Annotated in this window: 12 protein-coding genes; 8 read left to right on the top strand and 4 right to left on the bottom strand. The window is 73.4% G+C overall.

Features of this window, described 5'->3' with window-relative positions:
• Window positions 1-216: 216 nt before the first annotated feature.
• Genes ACFFRH_RS03495 through ACFFRH_RS03485 form a run of 3 tightly spaced genes read right to left on the bottom strand, consistent with a single transcriptional unit; the run spans window position 217 to window position 6,233 of the window.
• A complete protein-coding gene (locus ACFFRH_RS03495) occupies window positions 217-3,150 on the bottom strand; it encodes a helix-turn-helix transcriptional regulator (RefSeq protein ID WP_344746481.1) in 2,934 nt (977 codons plus the stop codon).
• 40 nt (window positions 3,151-3,190) lie between these two features.
• Window positions 3,191-3,436 (bottom strand): hypothetical protein, encoded by a 246-nt coding sequence (locus ACFFRH_RS03490; RefSeq protein WP_344746480.1) that lies wholly within the window; start codon window positions 3,434-3,436, stop codon window positions 3,191-3,193.
• The gene (locus ACFFRH_RS03485; protein WP_344746479.1) at window positions 3,426-6,233 is read right to left on the bottom strand and encodes a type 2 lanthipeptide synthetase LanM family protein; all 2,808 of its coding nucleotides are present in this window, start codon (window positions 6,231-6,233) and stop codon (window positions 3,426-3,428) included. Before ACFFRH_RS03485 ends, ACFFRH_RS03490 begins: the two co-directional genes overlap by 11 nt.
• Window positions 6,234-6,584: 351 nt before the next feature.
• Here ACFFRH_RS03485 and ACFFRH_RS03480 point away from each other — a divergent pair, with 351 nt between their 5' ends.
• The 8 genes from ACFFRH_RS03480 (at window position 6,585) to ACFFRH_RS03445 (ending at window position 16,308) form a co-directional block, all read left to right on the top strand.
• Window positions 6,585-6,773 (top strand): hypothetical protein, encoded by a 189-nt coding sequence (locus ACFFRH_RS03480; RefSeq protein WP_386154028.1) that lies wholly within the window; start codon window positions 6,585-6,587, stop codon window positions 6,771-6,773.
• Window positions 6,770-7,210, top strand: coding sequence for a MarR family winged helix-turn-helix transcriptional regulator (locus ACFFRH_RS03475; protein WP_344746478.1), 441 nt, complete (start codon window positions 6,770-6,772; stop codon window positions 7,208-7,210). The genes ACFFRH_RS03480 and ACFFRH_RS03475 overlap by 4 nt, the downstream gene beginning before the upstream one ends.
• A gap of 21 nt (window positions 7,211-7,231) precedes the next feature.
• Window positions 7,232-7,996 carry an SDR family NAD(P)-dependent oxidoreductase gene (locus ACFFRH_RS03470; RefSeq protein ID WP_344746477.1) on the top strand — a complete coding sequence of 255 codons (765 nt, stop codon included), beginning with the start codon at window positions 7,232-7,234 and terminating at the stop codon, window positions 7,994-7,996.
• Between the two features lie 272 nt (window positions 7,997-8,268).
• The gene (locus ACFFRH_RS03465; RefSeq protein ID WP_344746476.1) at window positions 8,269-11,343 is read left to right on the top strand and encodes an aminotransferase class V-fold PLP-dependent enzyme; all 3,075 of its coding nucleotides are present in this window, start codon (window positions 8,269-8,271) and stop codon (window positions 11,341-11,343) included.
• Window positions 11,344-11,350: 7 nt separating this feature from the next.
• Complete coding sequence (locus tag ACFFRH_RS03460) at window positions 11,351-12,667, top strand: cytochrome P450 (protein WP_344746475.1); 1,317 nt, start codon at window positions 11,351-11,353, stop codon at window positions 12,665-12,667.
• A 6-nt stretch (window positions 12,668-12,673) separates the two neighbouring features.
• The gene (locus ACFFRH_RS03455; RefSeq protein WP_386154021.1) at window positions 12,674-14,146 is read left to right on the top strand and encodes an anthranilate synthase component I family protein; all 1,473 of its coding nucleotides are present in this window, start codon (window positions 12,674-12,676) and stop codon (window positions 14,144-14,146) included.
• Window positions 14,143-14,715: an anthranilate synthase component II gene (locus tag ACFFRH_RS03450; RefSeq protein WP_386154018.1), complete on the top strand. Its 573-nt coding sequence runs from the start codon at window positions 14,143-14,145 to the stop codon at window positions 14,713-14,715. Before ACFFRH_RS03455 ends, ACFFRH_RS03450 begins: the two co-directional genes overlap by 4 nt.
• 171 nt (window positions 14,716-14,886) lie before the next feature.
• Window positions 14,887-16,308 (top strand): class II 3-deoxy-7-phosphoheptulonate synthase, encoded by a 1,422-nt coding sequence (locus ACFFRH_RS03445; RefSeq protein ID WP_386154015.1) that lies wholly within the window; start codon window positions 14,887-14,889, stop codon window positions 16,306-16,308.
• Window positions 16,309-16,494: 186 nt separating this feature from the next.
• Here ACFFRH_RS03445 and ACFFRH_RS03440 read toward each other — a convergent pair whose 3' ends face one another.
• Entirely contained in the window at window positions 16,495-17,466 is a 972-nt protein-coding gene (locus tag ACFFRH_RS03440; RefSeq protein ID WP_344746523.1) for a glutathione S-transferase family protein, read from the bottom strand.
• Window positions 17,467-17,561 lie beyond the last annotated feature (95 nt).

Below are 17,561 nucleotides of genomic sequence, written 5' to 3'. Positions count from 1 at the left end.
CGGCATCGGCCACATGCGGGCACCGCCCCCATATTCGCGCGGACCCGCCGGGCGTCATGGGGGCATCGGCCTTGTCAGGTGGGACCGTGGCCCATCAGCTCGGCCGCTTGCTCGTACACCGGGGGTCGCAAAGGCATGGGCCCTGTCAAGCGGCACTGCGGCGCATCGGCTCGGCCGCGAGCCCGTACCCCGGGGCGTCATAAGGCATCGGCCCTGTCAGGTGGGGCGCATCAGCTCGGCCGCGTGCTCGTACATGGCGGCGCGGTCGGGCAGGCCCGTTTTCTGCAGCAGGCTCGCGACGTGCTTCTCCACGGTGCGGGGCGAGATGAACAGCCGCTTGCCGATGTCGACGTTGCCGCGACGCTCGGCGAGCAGGGCGAGCACCTGGTACTCCCGTACGCTGACGCCCTGGGCGCGCAGCCCGCTCGGCACCTGTTCCCGTCCGGTACGGCGCTGCGCCACGGCCGCGCCGGCCCCGCGCAGCAGCGCCCGGCAGGCCCCGGTGACCGCGGGGACGCCCTCCTGGTGGAAGTACTCCTCGGCGGTGCGCAGCCAGACGAGCGGCTCGCCCCAGCCGTCCACCAGGGCGGCCTCGGCGACCAGCCGCAGCCCCAGGTGGTGGGCGAGGGGGAAGGGCCGGACGGCCTCGGCGGCCCTGCCGAACGCGGCGAGCGCGCCCTCGGGGTCGCCCTCGCGGCCCAGCAGCACGGCCCTGGCCAGGTGGAGGAAGGTGCGGTTCCAGGCCAGTTCGGCGGCCGAGGCGGTCTCCGCGGCGTCGCACTCGGCGGCGCCCGCCCGGCCGGCGAGCACGTCCATGAGCACGCCGAGGCCGTACCTGCCGGTGAGGTAGTAGATGGTGGGGTTGTCGTCCTCCCACTCCCGCGCCCTGGTCAGCATCTCGCCGCAGAGGTCGCGGTCCTCCTCCAACAGCGCGCACATCGCCTGGCACAGGCCGTGGACCACCGGCATGTGCAGGCTGCTCTCGCCGCCCCACGCGCGAAACCGCTCCAGCGCGCTCTCCATGTCGGCGCGTTTGGCCTGGTGGGCCGCGAGCGTGGCCTGGGCGAGCAGGAGGTACTGGGTATAGGCGGTGTGACCGAGCCGGATGGTGGACTCGACGCACGGGACGGCGAGCTCGTGGGCGTCGCCGTACTCGCCGCGCAGCACCCTCGTCATCACCAGGGACGCCCGGGCGGTGTGGACCAGGCTGATCGCGCCCGCCCGGGCCGCCGCCCTGTCGGCCTCCTCCAGCGGCTCCCGCCCGCCGGTGCGCAGGGCGTGGTTGGCGGCCAGGCGCAGTGTCGCCCGCAGCTTCCACAGCTTCAGGCCGTGGGCGTCGGCGATGGACGCCACCCGCGTCAGGCACCGGTCGGGCTCGTCGAACCCGCGGGTCCGGGAGAACATCGCCATCCGCTCCCACGCCTGGCAGGCCACCTCGGGGAGCGGGACGCGTTCGGCCACCTCCACGGCCCGACGTACGAGGGCCTCGGCGGCGGCCATCCGCTGGGGGCTCTGCTGGAGTACCCCGTGGTCGGGGACGATGAGCTGGGCCTCGATCACGTCGATGGCCGCCGTACGGGCCTCGTCCGGGTCGACCTGGAGGAGCCTGCGGAGCGCCGCGACGTGTGCCAGGCCGTCGGCGGTCTCGCCGATCTCGGCGGCGACCCAGGCCAGCTTGGTGCGCAGGTCCATCTCGTGCGCGATGGTCATCGCCGGGTCGCCGCCGATCGGGAGGTCCTTGGCCAGGGCGAAGGCGCGGTCGGCCTGCCCGCTCTCGGTCAGCGCGTGCAACAACCCCTGCAGGACGCGCGTCCGCAGGCCGGCGGGGGCGGGGTCGAGCATGGCGTAGGCGCGTTCGAGCAGCGTGACGGCCAGGTCGGCGGCGCCGTCGTCCAGCAGGCGGAGGCCGGCGTCGGCGAGCAGGCCGGCCGCGCCGAGGGTGTCCCCGGCGGTCAGGCGCAGGGTGGCCGCGATCTGGCACCACTCGCCGGGCAGCCCGGGGTGCAGGCGCTCCAGCGCGTCGGCGGCGCGGCGCGCGATCGACGCCCGCTCGGCGGGGATCAGCGAGGAGCGCAGGGCCTCGGCCATCAGCGCGTGCCGGAAGGCGTACCAGTCGCCGGCGGAGTCGTCCGGCGTGATGAGCCGCGCCCCCGTCCCGGCGCGCAGGAACTCCATGACCTCGCGCTCGGCCAGGCCGGTGGCCTCCTGGATCATCGGGATCGGGAAGCGGGAGCCGAAGACCGCCGCCGCGTGCAGCAGCTCCTGGGCGGAGAGGCTCAGCTGGGCGGCGCGCAGCGTGATGCTGCGCACCAGCGTGGTCGGCACGTCGATCGCGGGATCGCCGTTCAGCCGCCACCGCCGCCCGTCGCGTTCCAGGGCGCCGACGTCCGCCATGGCGGCGAGCAGTTCCTCGACGACGAACGGGACGCCCGCCGTGTCACGTTCCAGGCGGGTGAGAAGCGGCCGGGGCAGCTCGTCGGGCGCGACCTCCAGGCAGGCGGCGGTCAGCCGGGCGAGCTGCTCCGGCGGCAGGGGCGCGAGCTCGACGAGGTCCGCGGTCCGCCGCTGGGCGCAGGCCTCGGCGACGGAGCGGGCCGGCCCGGCGTGGCTGCGCATGTTGGCCAGCAGAAGGGCGGGCACCCCGGCGAGGTTGTCGGCCAGGTACTCGACGACGGCGAGCGTGTCGGCGTCCGCGTCGTGCAGGTCCTCCAGGACGAGCAGGCAGCCACCGTCCCGCCCGATGACGGCCAGCAGCCGCAGGACCGCCTCGGCCAGCACCATGACCGACTCCAGATGGTCGGCGACCCCCGCCCGGCGCCACTCCGGGACCAGCGTGGTGAGCGCCGGCAGATAGGGCACCAGGGCCGGGTCGTCCGGCGGCTCCTTGGTCCTGGTGTAGGAGAGCAGCGCCTCGCACAGCGGTTTGAACGGGATGTCCGCGCTGACACCTCCGCCCCGTCCCCGTAACGCGATCATTCCTGTGTCGAACGCCTGATACGCGCACTCCGTGGAAAGACGGGACTTGCCTATTCCGGGATCGCCGAGCAGGAAGACCGCACCACCCCGGCCGTCTCGCGCGGCGGACAGGCGCCGGTCGAGCTGCTCGATTTCCCTTTCGCGTCCGACCAGAATGGGGGAGATAAATGACATGACGACAGGTTAACTGCCGCCATGTCACGAAAAATGCTATTTAGGGAGCACTCATGGAGACGGGATTGACGGGATCGTCCCCGCCCGCGGCCAGCACCACGTGCGCCGCGGTGTCCGGCGAGCCGAACGCGATCGTCGCCCCCGTCGTCAGGCCGGCCAGCACCAGCGCGCGGGTCACCGGGGACACCCCGGCCAGCCTGATCATGATCGATCCGGCCGGACCGCCCAGCCGGTCCTGCCACGACGCGGCCGGCTCCCCGGTGGTCGAACGGTTCTCAGAGTCCACGGCTCTCTCCTTCATCAGCGGGCCGCAACAGCAGCACCGACGGTGTCATCTCGGGAAGGGCCAGCCTGAGCAGACCGTGGCCGATACCGGCCAGGCCGTCCAGCAGGCCCGGGGTCGACGCGTGGCGGGGAGTACCGCACCGCGCCCCGTAGGTGTCCAGCGAGGCCAGCAGCCTGCCGGTGTGGCGGTGCAGTGACCGCTGTGCCGCGGGGTCGCCCCGCCGGGCGAGGGCGCTCAGCGTCTCCAGACGCCCCGTCTCGCCGTGGCACAGGCCGTGTCCCCCCAGCGGGACGTCGGAGACCGGGGACGCCGCCGGATCGCGCGGGAGACCGGCGTCATCGCGCGGGACGGCGACGTCACCACCCGAGACGGCGGCGTCATCGCCCGGGAGGGCGGCGTCGGACAGGGCCAGGCGCACCCCCGCCCGGCCGTGGCACCAGGTGTCCCCCTCCACCGCCCGCGCGGCGGCGCGGGTGAGCAGGCGGGCGCCCTCCACGCTCCGCCCCTGCCGCAGGAGCGCCCACCCCACGCCCGCGGCGCCGAAGGCGAACCCCGGCGCCGGCTCCGCCGCCGAGGGCGCCGCGGCCACCAGGCGTTCCGCGCACGCCGCCGCCACGCGGCCGGCCGCGGCCGATCCCGTATCGTGCCGGACGGCGAGCATCGCGGCCAGGCACCCGGCCAGGCCGTCGTGGACGTCCAGCGGCGCCTCGTCGGTGACCGCCGCGCCGGCCGCCTCCACCGCGGGCTCCACCCAGCTCGCCACCTCGGCGTCGCCGAGCAGGACACCGAGCCGCGACAGGCCGTACGCGATGCCGCCGAGGCCGCCGAACCCGCCGCAGCCCACGGCTCGCAGCAGGGCCTCGTGCGCGGCGATCCGCTCCAGCAGCCCCGGCAGGGGCCGTATCGCCATCCGGGCGAAGTCCAGGTAGCGGGAGATCCCGGTGGCGTGACTCGCCTGCGCCAGGAACAGCGCGACGCCGAGGTACCCGCTGGACAGTCCCGCGCCCAACGGCATGATCGTCCACCGGCCGTCCTCCACCGGCTCCAGGCCCAGCCAGTTGACGGTACGGCCGTCGCGGTGCGCGGTCGCGCACAGGCGGTCCGCGATGCCCCGCGCGGCGGCCACGAGCGCCGCCGGACGGGGCAACGTGGCCGGCAGCGGCGCCTCGGACGGCTCGCCGGGCGCGTGCCGCCCACCCCGGTGGCGGGTGGCCATCGACGCCTGGATGATCCATTCCTGGTTCTCCCGGTCGGCGGCACCCAGCCTGGCCAGCTTCGCGGCCACGAGGTCCAGCCCGCTCTCCTGCGGACGCCACGGCAGCGCCCTGCCCCCGCCGTCGCGGATCTCCCGCTCGCCGGGGAACGCGCCGAAGTACGGGATGTCCCCCGCCCACAGGTCGGCCCGCTCGGACGGCACCGCGGCCGACCGCGCGGGGTCGCCGGCCGACACGGCGTCCAGCAGGTCGAACACCTCGTCGCGGTCGGCGGTGGACCGCATCACGTCCGGGTGCGTCGACTCGGTCAGCAGCTCGCCGTAGAAGCGGGTGGGCCTGAGCAGCACACGGACCTCGACCTGGCCGAACCGCGCCAGCGGCCCGCGCAGCAGCTCGTCGCGCCCCGCCGCGACGGCGTCGTAGGCGCGCCGGAAACCGGCCAGCAGGCTCGGCACGTGGTCGGCCGGGTCGGCGTCCACCCCGTTCAGCGTGGGGCGGTTGGCCGCTCCGGCGAAACGGGTGACACCGCGCACCAGCCGCATCGTGTCCGTCCCGGCGTCCTCCCACTGGGCGGACAGGAACGGGTACACCCCGTCCTTGTCCCCGCCCAGGCCGGAGACGTCCATCGCGCCCCGCTCGCCGACCATCATCTTCGGCAGCAGCGCGGTGCGCTGCACGGAGTCGCGCAGGGCGTGCAGCGCCGGGTCGGCGGACGCCTCCGCGGGCAGCGCCGCGTGGAACAGCGTCTCGACGTCGACCAGCACCGGCCGGCCCGCGGAGGCGACGAGGTTCTCGTAGTGCACGTCGACGGCGTTCAGCGCGTACAGCAGGGCGAGCAGCGCACCGGCGCGCGTGTAGAACCGCTCCACCTCGGCCTCGTCCGCGCACGGCTCGGCGGGCACGAACTCGGTCCAGCCGTAGCCCTCCCGCCGCACCGCGCGCGGGACGTGCAGGCCGAGGCCGGGGAGCCGTTCGTCGAGCCAGTCGAGCACCTCGGCGAAGTGCGGGTACGCCTCGACCGGCCGCGGCCGGTAGACGACCCTCGCGCCACCGGCCAGGGTCACCACGGTCACGGCGCGCCCCCCGAGATGGCTGTCGCCGGCGGCGGAGAACTCCACCAGGCTCCCGGGATCGCCTCCCAGCAGTTCCCGCAGGTGCTCGCGATCCGCCGCGAAGCGCGCCAGGAGTTCCAGCCCCGCCTCCACCGCCTGGTCGGCGGCCTGGCGCAGCAGGCGGGCGAGGACGGGGTACTCCTCCAGCAGCCCGGCGAGTCCCTTCTCGCCGCCCACCCGGCCCACGAAGTCGGCGAACCGCTCGGCCGGCGTGGCTCCGGACAGCTCTCCCCTCACCCGCCGCGCGTTCAGCTCGAACACCAGGACCCTGGAGGCGATGCGCGTGAGCCGGGCCGCCAGGTCCGTCGCGAACCGCTCCCGGACCGAGGGGGGCGCGCCCCCGCCCTCCAGCCGTGCCGCGCCGGTGACCAGCCGCTCCACCGCCTGCCGGACGAGTGGACGCACCGCGTCCGACAGGGTCACGTCCGACAGGGTCGCGTCTCGCCCCGCCGGGACGCCTGACGTGTCCACGACGGCCTCCGTCGTGCCCGCTCCGGCGGCGGGACCCTCCGCGCCGGGAGCGGCGGGACGCTCGGCCCGCGGAACGGCTTGAACGGCCGGACCAGCGGGACCAGCGGGAACGGCGGCCCGGTCAGAGGGACGCGCCGCCCGAGCTCGGGACGGCACGGCGACGAACGGGCTCGCAGGGTTCACAGCCGTCAAGTATGACGATCACCACGAACCTCGACATGGGGGCGATGCCCCCATATTTCCGCGAACCCCCATCCGTGGCGCACGTCCCACGGCGACACCCCCGGCCCGGCCCTCCCCCGCGACATCCCGTTTGCGGCACTTCCATAGCCGACTATAAGATAGCCGACTATGGAAACTGCTGACGTACTCGCGATCCGCGGGAGCACCGGGGAGGGATCGCACGACCGGTCGCTCCCCCGCACCGCGCGACAGCTCGTGGCCGTCCTGTCGCGCAAGGAGGGGCGACACGACACCACCCGGCCGTGGCGGCGCGTCCTCGCCCGCGCCGCGGATGGCCGACCGGCGGTGCCGGCGTGACCGCCGGGCGGCAGATCGCGGCCGAACAGGGGCCGATCGGCTACGCCCTCGCCGAGGTCACCAGGGCGCACCGCGCCGAGATGCAGCGCCGGATGGCCGAGCTCGGCCTGCACCTGGGCCAGGAGCTCCTCATCGTCGACCTCCACCACAATCCCGGGACCACCCAGGCGGACCTCGTCCAGCGCATGGGCATCGAGCAACCCACCGTCGCCAAGGCGATCACCCGCATGGAGCGGGCCGGGTTCGTCGAGCGTGCCGCGGACCCGGGCGACCGCCGGGTGACCCGGTTGCGGCTCACCGGACGCGGCGAGGCCGTGGTCGGCGCCGTCGTGGCCGCGTGGGCGCAGGTGGAGAGCCGGGCGAGCGCGGGGCTCGGCGACGCCGACGCCGCGCGTCTCATCCGGCTGCTGCACACCGTCCGCGACAACCTCACCTGACCATCACCCACGGGAGAGCTCATGGAACTCGGACTCGCAGGAAAAGTCGTTCTGGTGACCGGCGCGAGCACGGCCATCGGCAGGGCCACCGCGATCGCCTTCGCCGAGGAGAAGGCGCACGTCGCCGTCGGCTACCACACCAACCACCGGGCCGCGGAGGAGACCGTCGCCATGGCCGAACAGCGCGGCGCCCGGGCGATCGCCTGGCGGCTCGACCTCGGCCGCCCCGACTCGCTGGAGGCGGCGGTCGCGCACGCCCGCGACCGGCTCGGACCGGTCGACGTCCTGGTCAACAACGCCGTCCGCTGGCCGGACTGGCCCGAGCCGGGCGAGCTGTTCGAGACGGCACCGCCCGAGCGGTTCACCACGTCGGTGACCGCGAACCTGGTCGGCCCCTACCTGCTCGCCCGCGCCGTGCTGGCCGACATGCGGGCGAGCGGATGGGGCCGCGTCGTCAACGTCTCCACGGGGCTGGTCGTGGACGGCTTCCCCGGCAACGTCTCCTACGTGGCCGCCAAGGCGGGTCTGCACGGCCTGACCCGCGTGATGTCCAGGGAGCTCGCCTCCGCCGGCATCCTCACCAACGTCGTCATGCCGGGCTTCACCCCCGCGGGCAAACCCATGCCGCGGGACCTCCTCGACAAGGCGGGCGAGGCCGCCGCGACCAAGCGCGTCAGCCACCCCGACGACGCCGCGCGCATGATCGTCTACCTGTGCTCGGCCGCCAACACCAACACCACCGGCGAGGCCATCAGGACCGACGGCCACTTCCTCACCCCGGGCTGACCCTCCGCCCCCCCGGCGACCGGCGCGACGCTCCTGGGACTTCTGGACGTTCACCAGGCACTCCAGACCTCGCGCCACGGGACGGACACCCGGGTCCCCGCGACGGATCCCGGGCGTCGTCTCGGAGTCGGCCCTACACCGTCGTGCTCTCGTTCGTCTCTCGTTCCACTCCGCGCCGGTACGGAGAGTAAGGCGAGAGGGCGGCGAGAGATGCCGCTCATAGCGTCGATCTCAGGCTTTGACAGGACTCCATCGAACGGGGAGGAGACGCGATGCTGGCAGCCCGGGATGTGCGGGTGACGATCGTCGGCGCCGGACCGGTCGCTTGTCTGGTGGCGATCGAACTGCGGAAACGATCATTCGAGGTGAGTCTCTACGAGCGCGGCTCGGATGTGCGCCTGGCCACCGGAGCCCGGGGGCACTCCTTCAACCTGACCCTGACCAGACGTGGGCTCACCTCGCTGGACGGCCACATCGTGGACATGCTCTACCGCAACGGGGTCGTGCTGCCGCAGCGGGTCATCCACCACGTGGACGGGACGACGTCCTGCCAGCCCTACGGCACCGACCCCGACCTGCACCACCTGCTGTCGATCCCGCGGAGCCTGCTGCACGAGATGCTGCTCGACGAGGCCGAGAAGGCCGGGGCCCGGCTGAACTTCGGGTTCGAGTGCATCGGCGTCGAGCCCGCGTCGGGGTCGGCGACGTTCGTGGACGGCGGGGCGGGGATCGTGCGGACGAGCGCGGACCTGCTGATCGGCTGTGACGGCGCGAACAGCATCGTCCGTCACGAGATGTTCCGGCGCGGGGCGCAGATGCGGATCTCCCAGGACTACGTCGCCGACGGCTTCGTGGAGATCCGCATACCCGCTCTCACCGGTGGCGGCCACGCGCTGCTGGACGCGGCGCGTGACCCCGAGCGTCCGCGCAACCCCCGGCACGGGCTGCACATCTGGCCTCGCGGCGAGTTCATGTTGCTGGCCCAGCCGAACGTGGACGGCTCCTACACCGCGGGCCTGTGGATGCCGATGGCCGGCGGGGACGACGGCGAGGGCGGCGAGGGCGGCGAGGGCGGCGAGCGGCTCGGGTGGGACCGGGTGCGCACCCCGCGGGACGTGCGCGCGTTGTTCGAGGAGCACTTCCCCGACGTGGTGGACCTGGCCTCCTCGTACGCCGAGGACGTGCTGCAGTGGTCGCCCGCGCCGCTGAAGACCGTGCGGTGCGATCCCTACCACCACGGCCGGACCGTGCTCATCGGCGACTCGGCGCACACCCTGGTGCCGTTCTTCGGCCAGGGCATCAACTGCAGCTTCGAGGACGTACGGACCTTCTTCGCCCTCTTCGACGGCAACCTCGCCGAGAGCGGGCAGGGCGCCGCGGCCGCGCTCGCCGCCACGCTGCCCGCCTACACCGAGTGGCGCAGGCCCGCGGGCGACACCATCGCCGACCTGTCGCTCGCGATGGCCTCGGAACTCAAGGACCGCAGCGGGGACGTCGCGTTCCAGACCCGTAAGAGACTGGAGAAGGAGCTGCACCTGCGGCATCCCAGCCTGTACGTGCCGCTCTACCACGCCGTGGCGTTCACCGACACCCCCTACCAGGACGCGGTGGCCCGCCACGAGCGGCACCGGGCGGTGCTCGACGAGCTGTGCTCGCGCCACGATCCCGCCGACGAGGTGGAGCTGATCATCTCGGCGTACGCGGAGACGATCGGCCGCACCGACCCCGGCCCCGGCTCCGCCCCGGGCCCCGGCCCTGATTCCGGTGCCGGCCGGTCGAACGGGCGACGGGCGGTGGAGATCGGCCATCTCGTCCCCGCTCCGCGGACGGAACCGCGACCGGTAGCGGAACACAGCGCGCAAAACGGCGCGGAACACGGCGCGGCGGGGACGGATCTGCACCTGGGCCCGGCGCAGCAGAAGGAGCTGCTCGACGTCGTGACGTCCCGTCTCATGGACTTCCACGAGGACCTGAGCAAGGGCAACCACCCCGCCTGGTACCGGGTCGCCGCCGCGGAGCCGCCACGGGCCGAGCAGCGGGCACCGCGCACCGGCACGGCCGTCGCCACCCTGCTCGACGAGATCTTCGACTCCGCGCTCCCCGACGGGATGATGCACCCCCACCCCGGGTTCATGGCCCACGTGCCCTCGGGCGGGCTGTTCCAGGGGGCCGTCGGCGAGTTCGTGGCCCGCAGCCTCAACCGGTTCGCGGGCGCCTGGGCGGCCGCACCGGGTTTCGCCCGGCTGGAGGCCAACGTCATCGACTGGTTCTGCTCGCTGATGGGGTACGGCGAGGGCTCGTTCGGCTACCTGACCACGGGCGGGTCGATCGCGAACTTCATGGCGCTGCGGTGCGCGCTGGAACGCCTCCCCGAGCACCAGCACCACCGGGCGGCCGTGTACGTCTCCCAGCAGGGGCACTTCTCGGTGGCCAAGGCCGAGCGGCTGGCGGGCATCGGCGCCGGAGGACACCGGGCCGTGCCCACCGACGGCGCGTACCGCATGGACCTCGCCGCGCTGCGCGAGATGATCGAGCGGGACCTGCGCTACGGCACGCCGCCCGCCTGCGTCGTGGCCACCGCGGGCACCACGAACACCGGCGCGGTGGACGACCTGCGCGCCGTCGCCGCGCTGTGCCGCGAGTACGGCGTCTGGTGCCACGTCGACGCCTGCTTCGGCGGTTTCTTCCGCCTGACCCGGCGCGGGCGGGTGCTGCTGGACGGCATCGAGGAGGCCGACTCGATCGCGGTCGACGCCCACAAGTCGCTGTTCCTGCCGCACGGCAGCTCCGCGTTGCTGGTGAGGGACAAGAGCACGCTCAAGCAGGCGTTCGCCATCCCCGACGCGGCCTACATCCCGGAGCTGTCGCAGGACGACGAGCGCCCCGACTTCATGGACTACGGCCCCGAGCTGACCCGCGAGTTCCGCGGCCTGACCGCGTGGCTGCCGATCAAGATGCACGGCATCAACGCCTTCGAGCGGTGCCTCGACGACAAGCTCGACCTCGCCGAGGACCTGGCCAGGCGGCTGGCCGAGGTGGACGGGATCGACATCGTCTCGCGGGGAGAGCCGCACCTGCCCACCGTGGCGCTGAAGGTGCGCCCGAACAACGCGGCCGACAAGGCAGGCACGGCAGACAAGGCGGGTACGGCCGAGGCCGACCGGCTCACGCAGCGGGCCTGCGAGCTGATCTGCTCCCGGGGCAACATCTACGTGGCCACCTCGGAGCTGCCGCACGAAGGACACGTGATCCGCGCGTGCATCATGCACCACCAGACCGACGCGGGGGTCATCGACCAGTTCGTCGAGGACGTCCGCTGGGCCCTGCGCAGGCTCGGAGAGGAGTGAGAGGACGATGTTGACCACCACCCCGGTACGGCGGCTTCCCCCCGGCCCGGACGGGCCGGTCGCCGAGCAGCTCGCCGCGTTCGAACGAGACCCCTTCGGGTGCGTCGAACGGACGGCCCGGCGTTACGGCGACATGTTCACCCTGCGCCTGGGCGCGCTGGGCAACGAGGACCTCACCGCGGTCGAGCACAACGGCCACTGGGTGTTCCTGACCCGGCCGGACCAGCTCAAGGTGATGTACGGCTCGGACGACCGGACGAGTGGCGCCCTGGCGAACAAGGTGTTCTTCGGCACCGAGGAGGAGTCCGTCGGCTACATCGACGGCACCATGCACCGCAGGCGCCGCGCCCAGCTGCACCCCGCCTTCAGCGGCAGCCGCGACTACGCCGCGATCACCGCGAACGCGGTCGACGCGCACGTGGCGCGCTGGCCGCGAGGGGTGCCGTTCGACCTGTTCACCGCGTTGCAGGCGCTGACGAGCGACATCATCGTCGAGGTGGTCTGCGGGGGGATGGACGCCGAGGACAAGGCCGCCCTCGCGGCGCTGCTGCTCCCCATGGAGAACGCCGGATGCGGGCGCGAGGAGATCCTGGAGGCCGACCGGGCCGTCCGCGCCTTCGTCGACGAGCGCCTGCCCGGGCATCTGGACCGCTGCGCGGAGGCGGGCGTGGACGACGTCTTCGCCGCCCTGCTGCGCCACGCCGCCGAGGGCGACGGATCCCTGACCGACGAGGTGGTACGGGACGAGGTGTTCAGCCTGCTCTACACCGGTTTCTCCACCACGGCCAACACCCTGTCCTGGACGTTCCTGCACGTGCTCGACGACGACCGGGTGCGGGCGGAGCTCGGCCGCGAGCTCGGCGACCGCTTCCGCTCCCGCCCGGTGCGCGCCCAGGACTTCCGCGGGCTCGACTACCTCGACGCCACGCTCATGGAGGCGTTGCGGCTGCACCCGGTCTCGGCGCTCAACGGGGTGCGCATGGTCGTCTCGCCGATGCGGATCGACGACTACGAACTGCCGCCCGGGACGTTCCTGGTCCACTGCGCGTACCTGCTGCAGCGCGACCCGGACCTCTACCCGGACCCGTCGCTGTTCCGGCCCGAGCGGTTCGTGGACGCCTCCGTCGACCCCTACGTGTGGGGCGCGTTCGGCGGAGGTTCCCGCACCTGCGTGGGGCGCGGGTACGCCCGCGCGGAGATGCGCATGATCCTGGCGATGGTGCTGTCCTCGGTCCGCATGCGCGCGGCCGGGCCGATCCCCGCCGCCCGGCAGCAGGGGATCTTCATGGCGCCCGAGCGGACCCGATGCGTTGTCGAGGAGTAGGCCCTGATGACCTTTTCACCCGCGCGTGCCGCCTTCGACCTGGACACCGTACCCGGTTGCGCCGAGGCCGCGGCCCTGGCGCGCGACCACGCCGTCGTCCCGGTGTACCGGGAGTTCCTGGCCGACGCGCTGACCCCCATCATCGTGTTCGACCGGCTCTGCGGCCCTGACGACACCGGATTCCTGCTGGAGAGCGTGCCCGTCAGCGGCGACATCGGCAGATACTCCTACATCGGGCACCGGCCCCGGCTGCTGGACCCGCCGGTGGGCGACCCGCTGGCCGCGCTGCACGAGATCGCCATGACGCGGGCCGCCCCGGTGCCCGGGGTGCCGCCGTTCCACGGCGGCGTCGTCGGCTATCTCGGCTACGAGGCCGCGAGCCGTTTCGAGCGCCTGCCGCTTCCCGACGGGCCCGCGCCGGGAGTGCCGGAGTCGGCGTTCATGACCGCGGAGGACCTGGTGGTGTTCGACCACGCCACCCGCAAGCTGCTGGTGCTCACGCTGTTCCGGCCCGACCGGGAGTCCTACGGGGACGCCGTGGAGAGGCTCGACCGCATGGGCCTGTGCCTGCGGTCCGCGCCCTCGGCCCCCGGGCTCGTCGGCCGGGCCGCGCGGTCGCGCCCGCGTGCCGCGCCGGACAGCGAGGGGTGGCGCTCCAACGTCACCCAGGAGGAGTTCGAACGGCGGGTCGTCCGGGCGCGCGAGTACATCGCCGCGGGCGACGCGTTCCAGATCGTGCTCTCGCAGCGCTTCTCCCGGCCGCTGCGCGTCACCCCGCTGGACCTGTACCGGCACCTGCGCGCGGTGAACCCGTCGCCGTACATGTACCACCTGAGCCTCGGCGGGGGACGTCACGTCGTGGGCGCCTCCCCTGAGCTGCTGGTGCGCACCGACGGCCGCACCGCCCGCACCAAGCCGCTGGCCGGCTCCCGGCCCCGCGGCGCGACCCCGCACGACGACCTGGCGATGGAGCAGGACCTGCGCGGCGACGCCAAGGAGTGCGCCGAGCACGTCATGCTGGTGGACCTGGGCAGGCACGACATCGGCCGGGTGTGCGCCCCCGGCACCGTGCGCGTGGAGCGCCTGATGGAGGTCGAGCGCTTCTCGCACGTGATGCACCTGTCCTCGACGGTGGCCGGAGAGCTGCTGCCGGAGGCGACCTGCCTGGACGCGCTGCGCTGGGCCTTCCCGGCCGGGACGCTGAGCGGCGCGCCGAAGATCCGCGCCATGGAGATCATCGCCGAGCTGGAGGCGGAGCGCCGCGGCGTGTACGGCGGCGCGATCGGTTTCGTCGGCGTCGGCGACAAGGCCGACCTCGCCATCGGCCTGCGGACCATGGTGATCGCCGACGAGACGGTGTACGTCCAGGCGGGCGCCGGGATCGTGGCCGAGTCGGACCCGACAGCGGAGTACCTGGAGACCCTGCACAAGGCCAACGCGCTGTTCAGCGCGGTACGCGAGGCGGAGGCCACGACATGAACGCGACCCCCAAGGTGGCGGTGATCGACAACTACGACTCCTTCACCTACAACCTGGTCCACTACCTCGCCGAGCTCGGCGCCGCGGTGTCGGTGTTCCGCAACGACGAGACGACGATCGGCGGGCTGGCCCGCCACGACATGCTGGTGATCTCCCCCGGCCCCTGCACCCCCGCCGAGGCCGGCCTGTCGGCACCGGCCGCGCGGGCGCTCACCGGCCGGATGCCGGTGCTGGGCGTGTGCCTGGGCCACCAGGGCATCGCCGCGGCGTACGGCGCCGAGGTGGTGCGGACGGCGCCGGTGCACGGCAGGGCCTCGACGATCAGGCACGACGGCACGGGCGTCCTGGCCGGGCTGCCCAACCCGTTCACCGCCACGCGGTACCACTCGCTGGTGGTGGACCACGCGAGCCTGCCCGACGAGCTCGTACCCACCGCGTGGACCGACGACGGCGTGCTGATGGGGCTGCGCCACCGGTCGCACCCGACCTTCGGCGTCCAGTTCCACCCGGAGTCCGTGCTCACCCCCATGGGAAAGCGGCTCATGGCGAACTTCCTGAGGAGCGGATGACCGGCCCGCCGGGGAGGGGGGCACGCGGCGGGAGCACCCCGGCCTCTCCGGCCTCCCCGGCCTCGGGGCTTTCCTGACCTTCGTGCCTCCCGCGGCCGAGAACGGCGACCGCGACGCGTCACCCCGGAGCGGGCGCGATCGCGCAGATCTGGTGAAGGAGTTGTCAGCGGCATGCAGATGATTGATGTTCCGACCGATGGTGCCCCCGCCCCGCGGCCGGCCCGTACCGGCGTACACCCGCCGCCGGCCGGCTGGCGTCCGGACTCCTGGCGCGGGCTGCCCATCTCCCAGCAACCCGACTGGGCCGACCCCGCGGGGCTGGGTCGCGTCCTCGGCGAGATCTCCCAGCTTCCGCCGCTGGTACTGCCCGGCGAGATCGAGGACCTGCGCGCCGAACTGGCCCGCGTCGCGGACGGCCGCGCCTTCTTCCTGCAGGCGGGCGACTGCGCGGAGCGGTTCGGCTCCTGCATCGAGAACGGGGTGCGCGGCAAGCTCCGGCTGATCCTGCAGCTGGCGATCCTGCTGTCCTACGGCTCCGGCCTGCCGGTGGTCAAGGTCGGCCGGATCGCCGGGCAGTTCGGCAAGCCGCGCAGCAGCCCGACCGAGATCGTCGACGGCGTCGAGCTGCCCGTGTACCGGGGCGACATCGTCAACGACACGGCGCCCACCCGGGCCGCCCGCACCCCCGACGTCGAACGGCTGCGCAGCGCCTACCACCACGCGTCGGCGACGCTGAACGTGCTGCGCGCCCTCCTGCAGGAGGGCTTCGCCGACCTTGAGCAGGTGCACGCCTGGAACCAGGAGTTCGTACGGCGCAACCCCGCGGCCCGGCAGCACGAGGACGTCGCGGCCGACATCGCGTGGGCGCTGCGTTTCATGGCCGCGTGCGGTGCGGAGCGGACGGACCGGAGCACCCCGCAGGACCACCTCTACACCTCGCACGAGGCGCTGCTGCCCGGCTGGGAGGAGGCGCTGACCCGGCCCGACGAGGAGACCGGGGCCTGGTACGGCACCAGCGCCCACATGCTGTGGGTGGGCGACAGGACCCGGAGACGGGACGGCGCGCACATCGAGTACCTGTCCGGGATCGCGAACCCGATCGGGGTGAAGATCGGACCGGACGTCACGCCCGCCGAGCTGCGGCTGCTGTGTGAGCGGCTGGACCCCGGCCACACGCCCGGCAGGCTGGTGCTGATCAGCAGGCTGGGCGCCGACCGGGTGCTCGACCTGCTCCCGCCGCTGGTCCACGAGATCCGCGCCACCGGGCGGCCGGTGGTGTGGGCCTGCGACCCCATGCACGCCAACACCTTCCGCTCGCGGAGCGGTTACAAGACGAGGCGGCTGTCGGACATCACCCGCGAGGTCGCGGGGTTCTTCGCCGTGCACCGGGCCGCGGGCACCTTCCCCGGCGGCATCCACCTCGAACTGAGCGGCGACGACGTCACCGAGTGCCTCGGCGGGGTGGAGGAGGTGCTGGACGTCGACCTCGGGCACCGGTACGAGACCGCGTGCGATCCGCGGCTGAACGCCGGCCAGTCCATCGAGCTGGCCTTCGCGGTGGCGCGGCTGCTGCGGCGGCACTGCGCGGCGTGACCATGGCCCGTCCCGGTCCCGGCTCCTCCGGAGCCGGGACGGATCAGTGGACGCGGGGCAGGGAACTCAGGGGGTCAGGGAGCTCGGCATCGGCCACGGGACGCCACGGAGAACCATGGGACGTCACAGAGAACAGGACGGATCACAGGATGCGGGACGGCCGCGACAGGAGCCGGGGCGGCCGCGTCAGGCCGCGCGTCCCCGGGGCGGCACCGCCTCCGCGCCGGGCGGCGGCCCCGGCGGGGTGCCGTCCCCGAACGGCCTGCCGCCGAGCGCCTCGCGGCCGTGCGGGGTGAGCCATCCGGACAGGTCCGGGCCGCCGGGCACGATGTGGTGGGGGTTGCCCTCGTCCAGGACGAGGTGGTAGTGGCGCTTGATGTGGTCGAAGTCGACCGTGTCCCCGAAGCCGGGAGTCTGGAACAGGTCACGCGCGTACGCCCACAGCGCCGGCATCTCCGTCAGCTTCGACCGGTTGCACCGGAAGTGCCCGTGGTAGACCGCGTCGAAGCGCACCAGCGAGGTGAACAGCCGGATGTCGGCCTCGGTGATCGTGTCGCCGACCAGGTAACGACGGGTCCGCAGCCGCTCCTCCAGCGCGTCCAGGCGGGCGAACAGCGCGTCGTAGGCCCGCGAGTACGCCTCCTGGGTGGTGGCCATGCCCGCCTCGTACACGCCGGCGTTGACGTCGCGGAACACCACCTCGTTCAGCTCGTCTATCTCCGCGCGCAGCGGCTCGGGATACAGGTCCGGGGCGCCGGGGCGGGCGAGTGCCGTCCACTGGGTCGCCAGGTCCAGGGTCATCACGCCGAAGTCGTTGGTCACCAGGCGCCGGGTGGCCACGTCGACCATCGCGGGAACGCTGAACCCGCCGTCGTAGTCCGCGTCGGCGGCCAGATACGCCTCGCTGAGGTAGCGGTAGCCGAGGACGGGGTCCCTGCCGCCGGGGCCGAGGCCGAAGTTCCAGCCCCGGTCGTCCTGGATGGGATCGACGACGGCCAGTGAGATCGCGTCCTCCAGGCCGAGCAGCCTGCGGCTCACCACGGCCCTGCTGGCGAACGGGCACGCGCGGCTCGCGACCAGCCGGTAGCGGCCCGCCTCCACGGGCCAGGCCGAGTCCGGATCCGCGGTGATCCGGTCGTCGAAGCGGCTGGGAGACATCACGGATTCGGACTCTGCACTCAATTCGGCTCCATGGAATCGTGGTCGGTCTCTCCGACGGTGACCTTCCCCGTACGCGCCGGGGCATTACGACT

The sequence above is a fragment of the Streptosporangium vulgare genome (genome assembly GCF_042428775.1).
Classification (GTDB): domain Bacteria; phylum Actinomycetota; class Actinomycetes; order Streptosporangiales; family Streptosporangiaceae; genus Streptosporangium; species Streptosporangium vulgare.
Note: the sequence above shows the minus strand (reverse complement) of the source record. Positions and strands in the feature narration are given on the sequence as shown.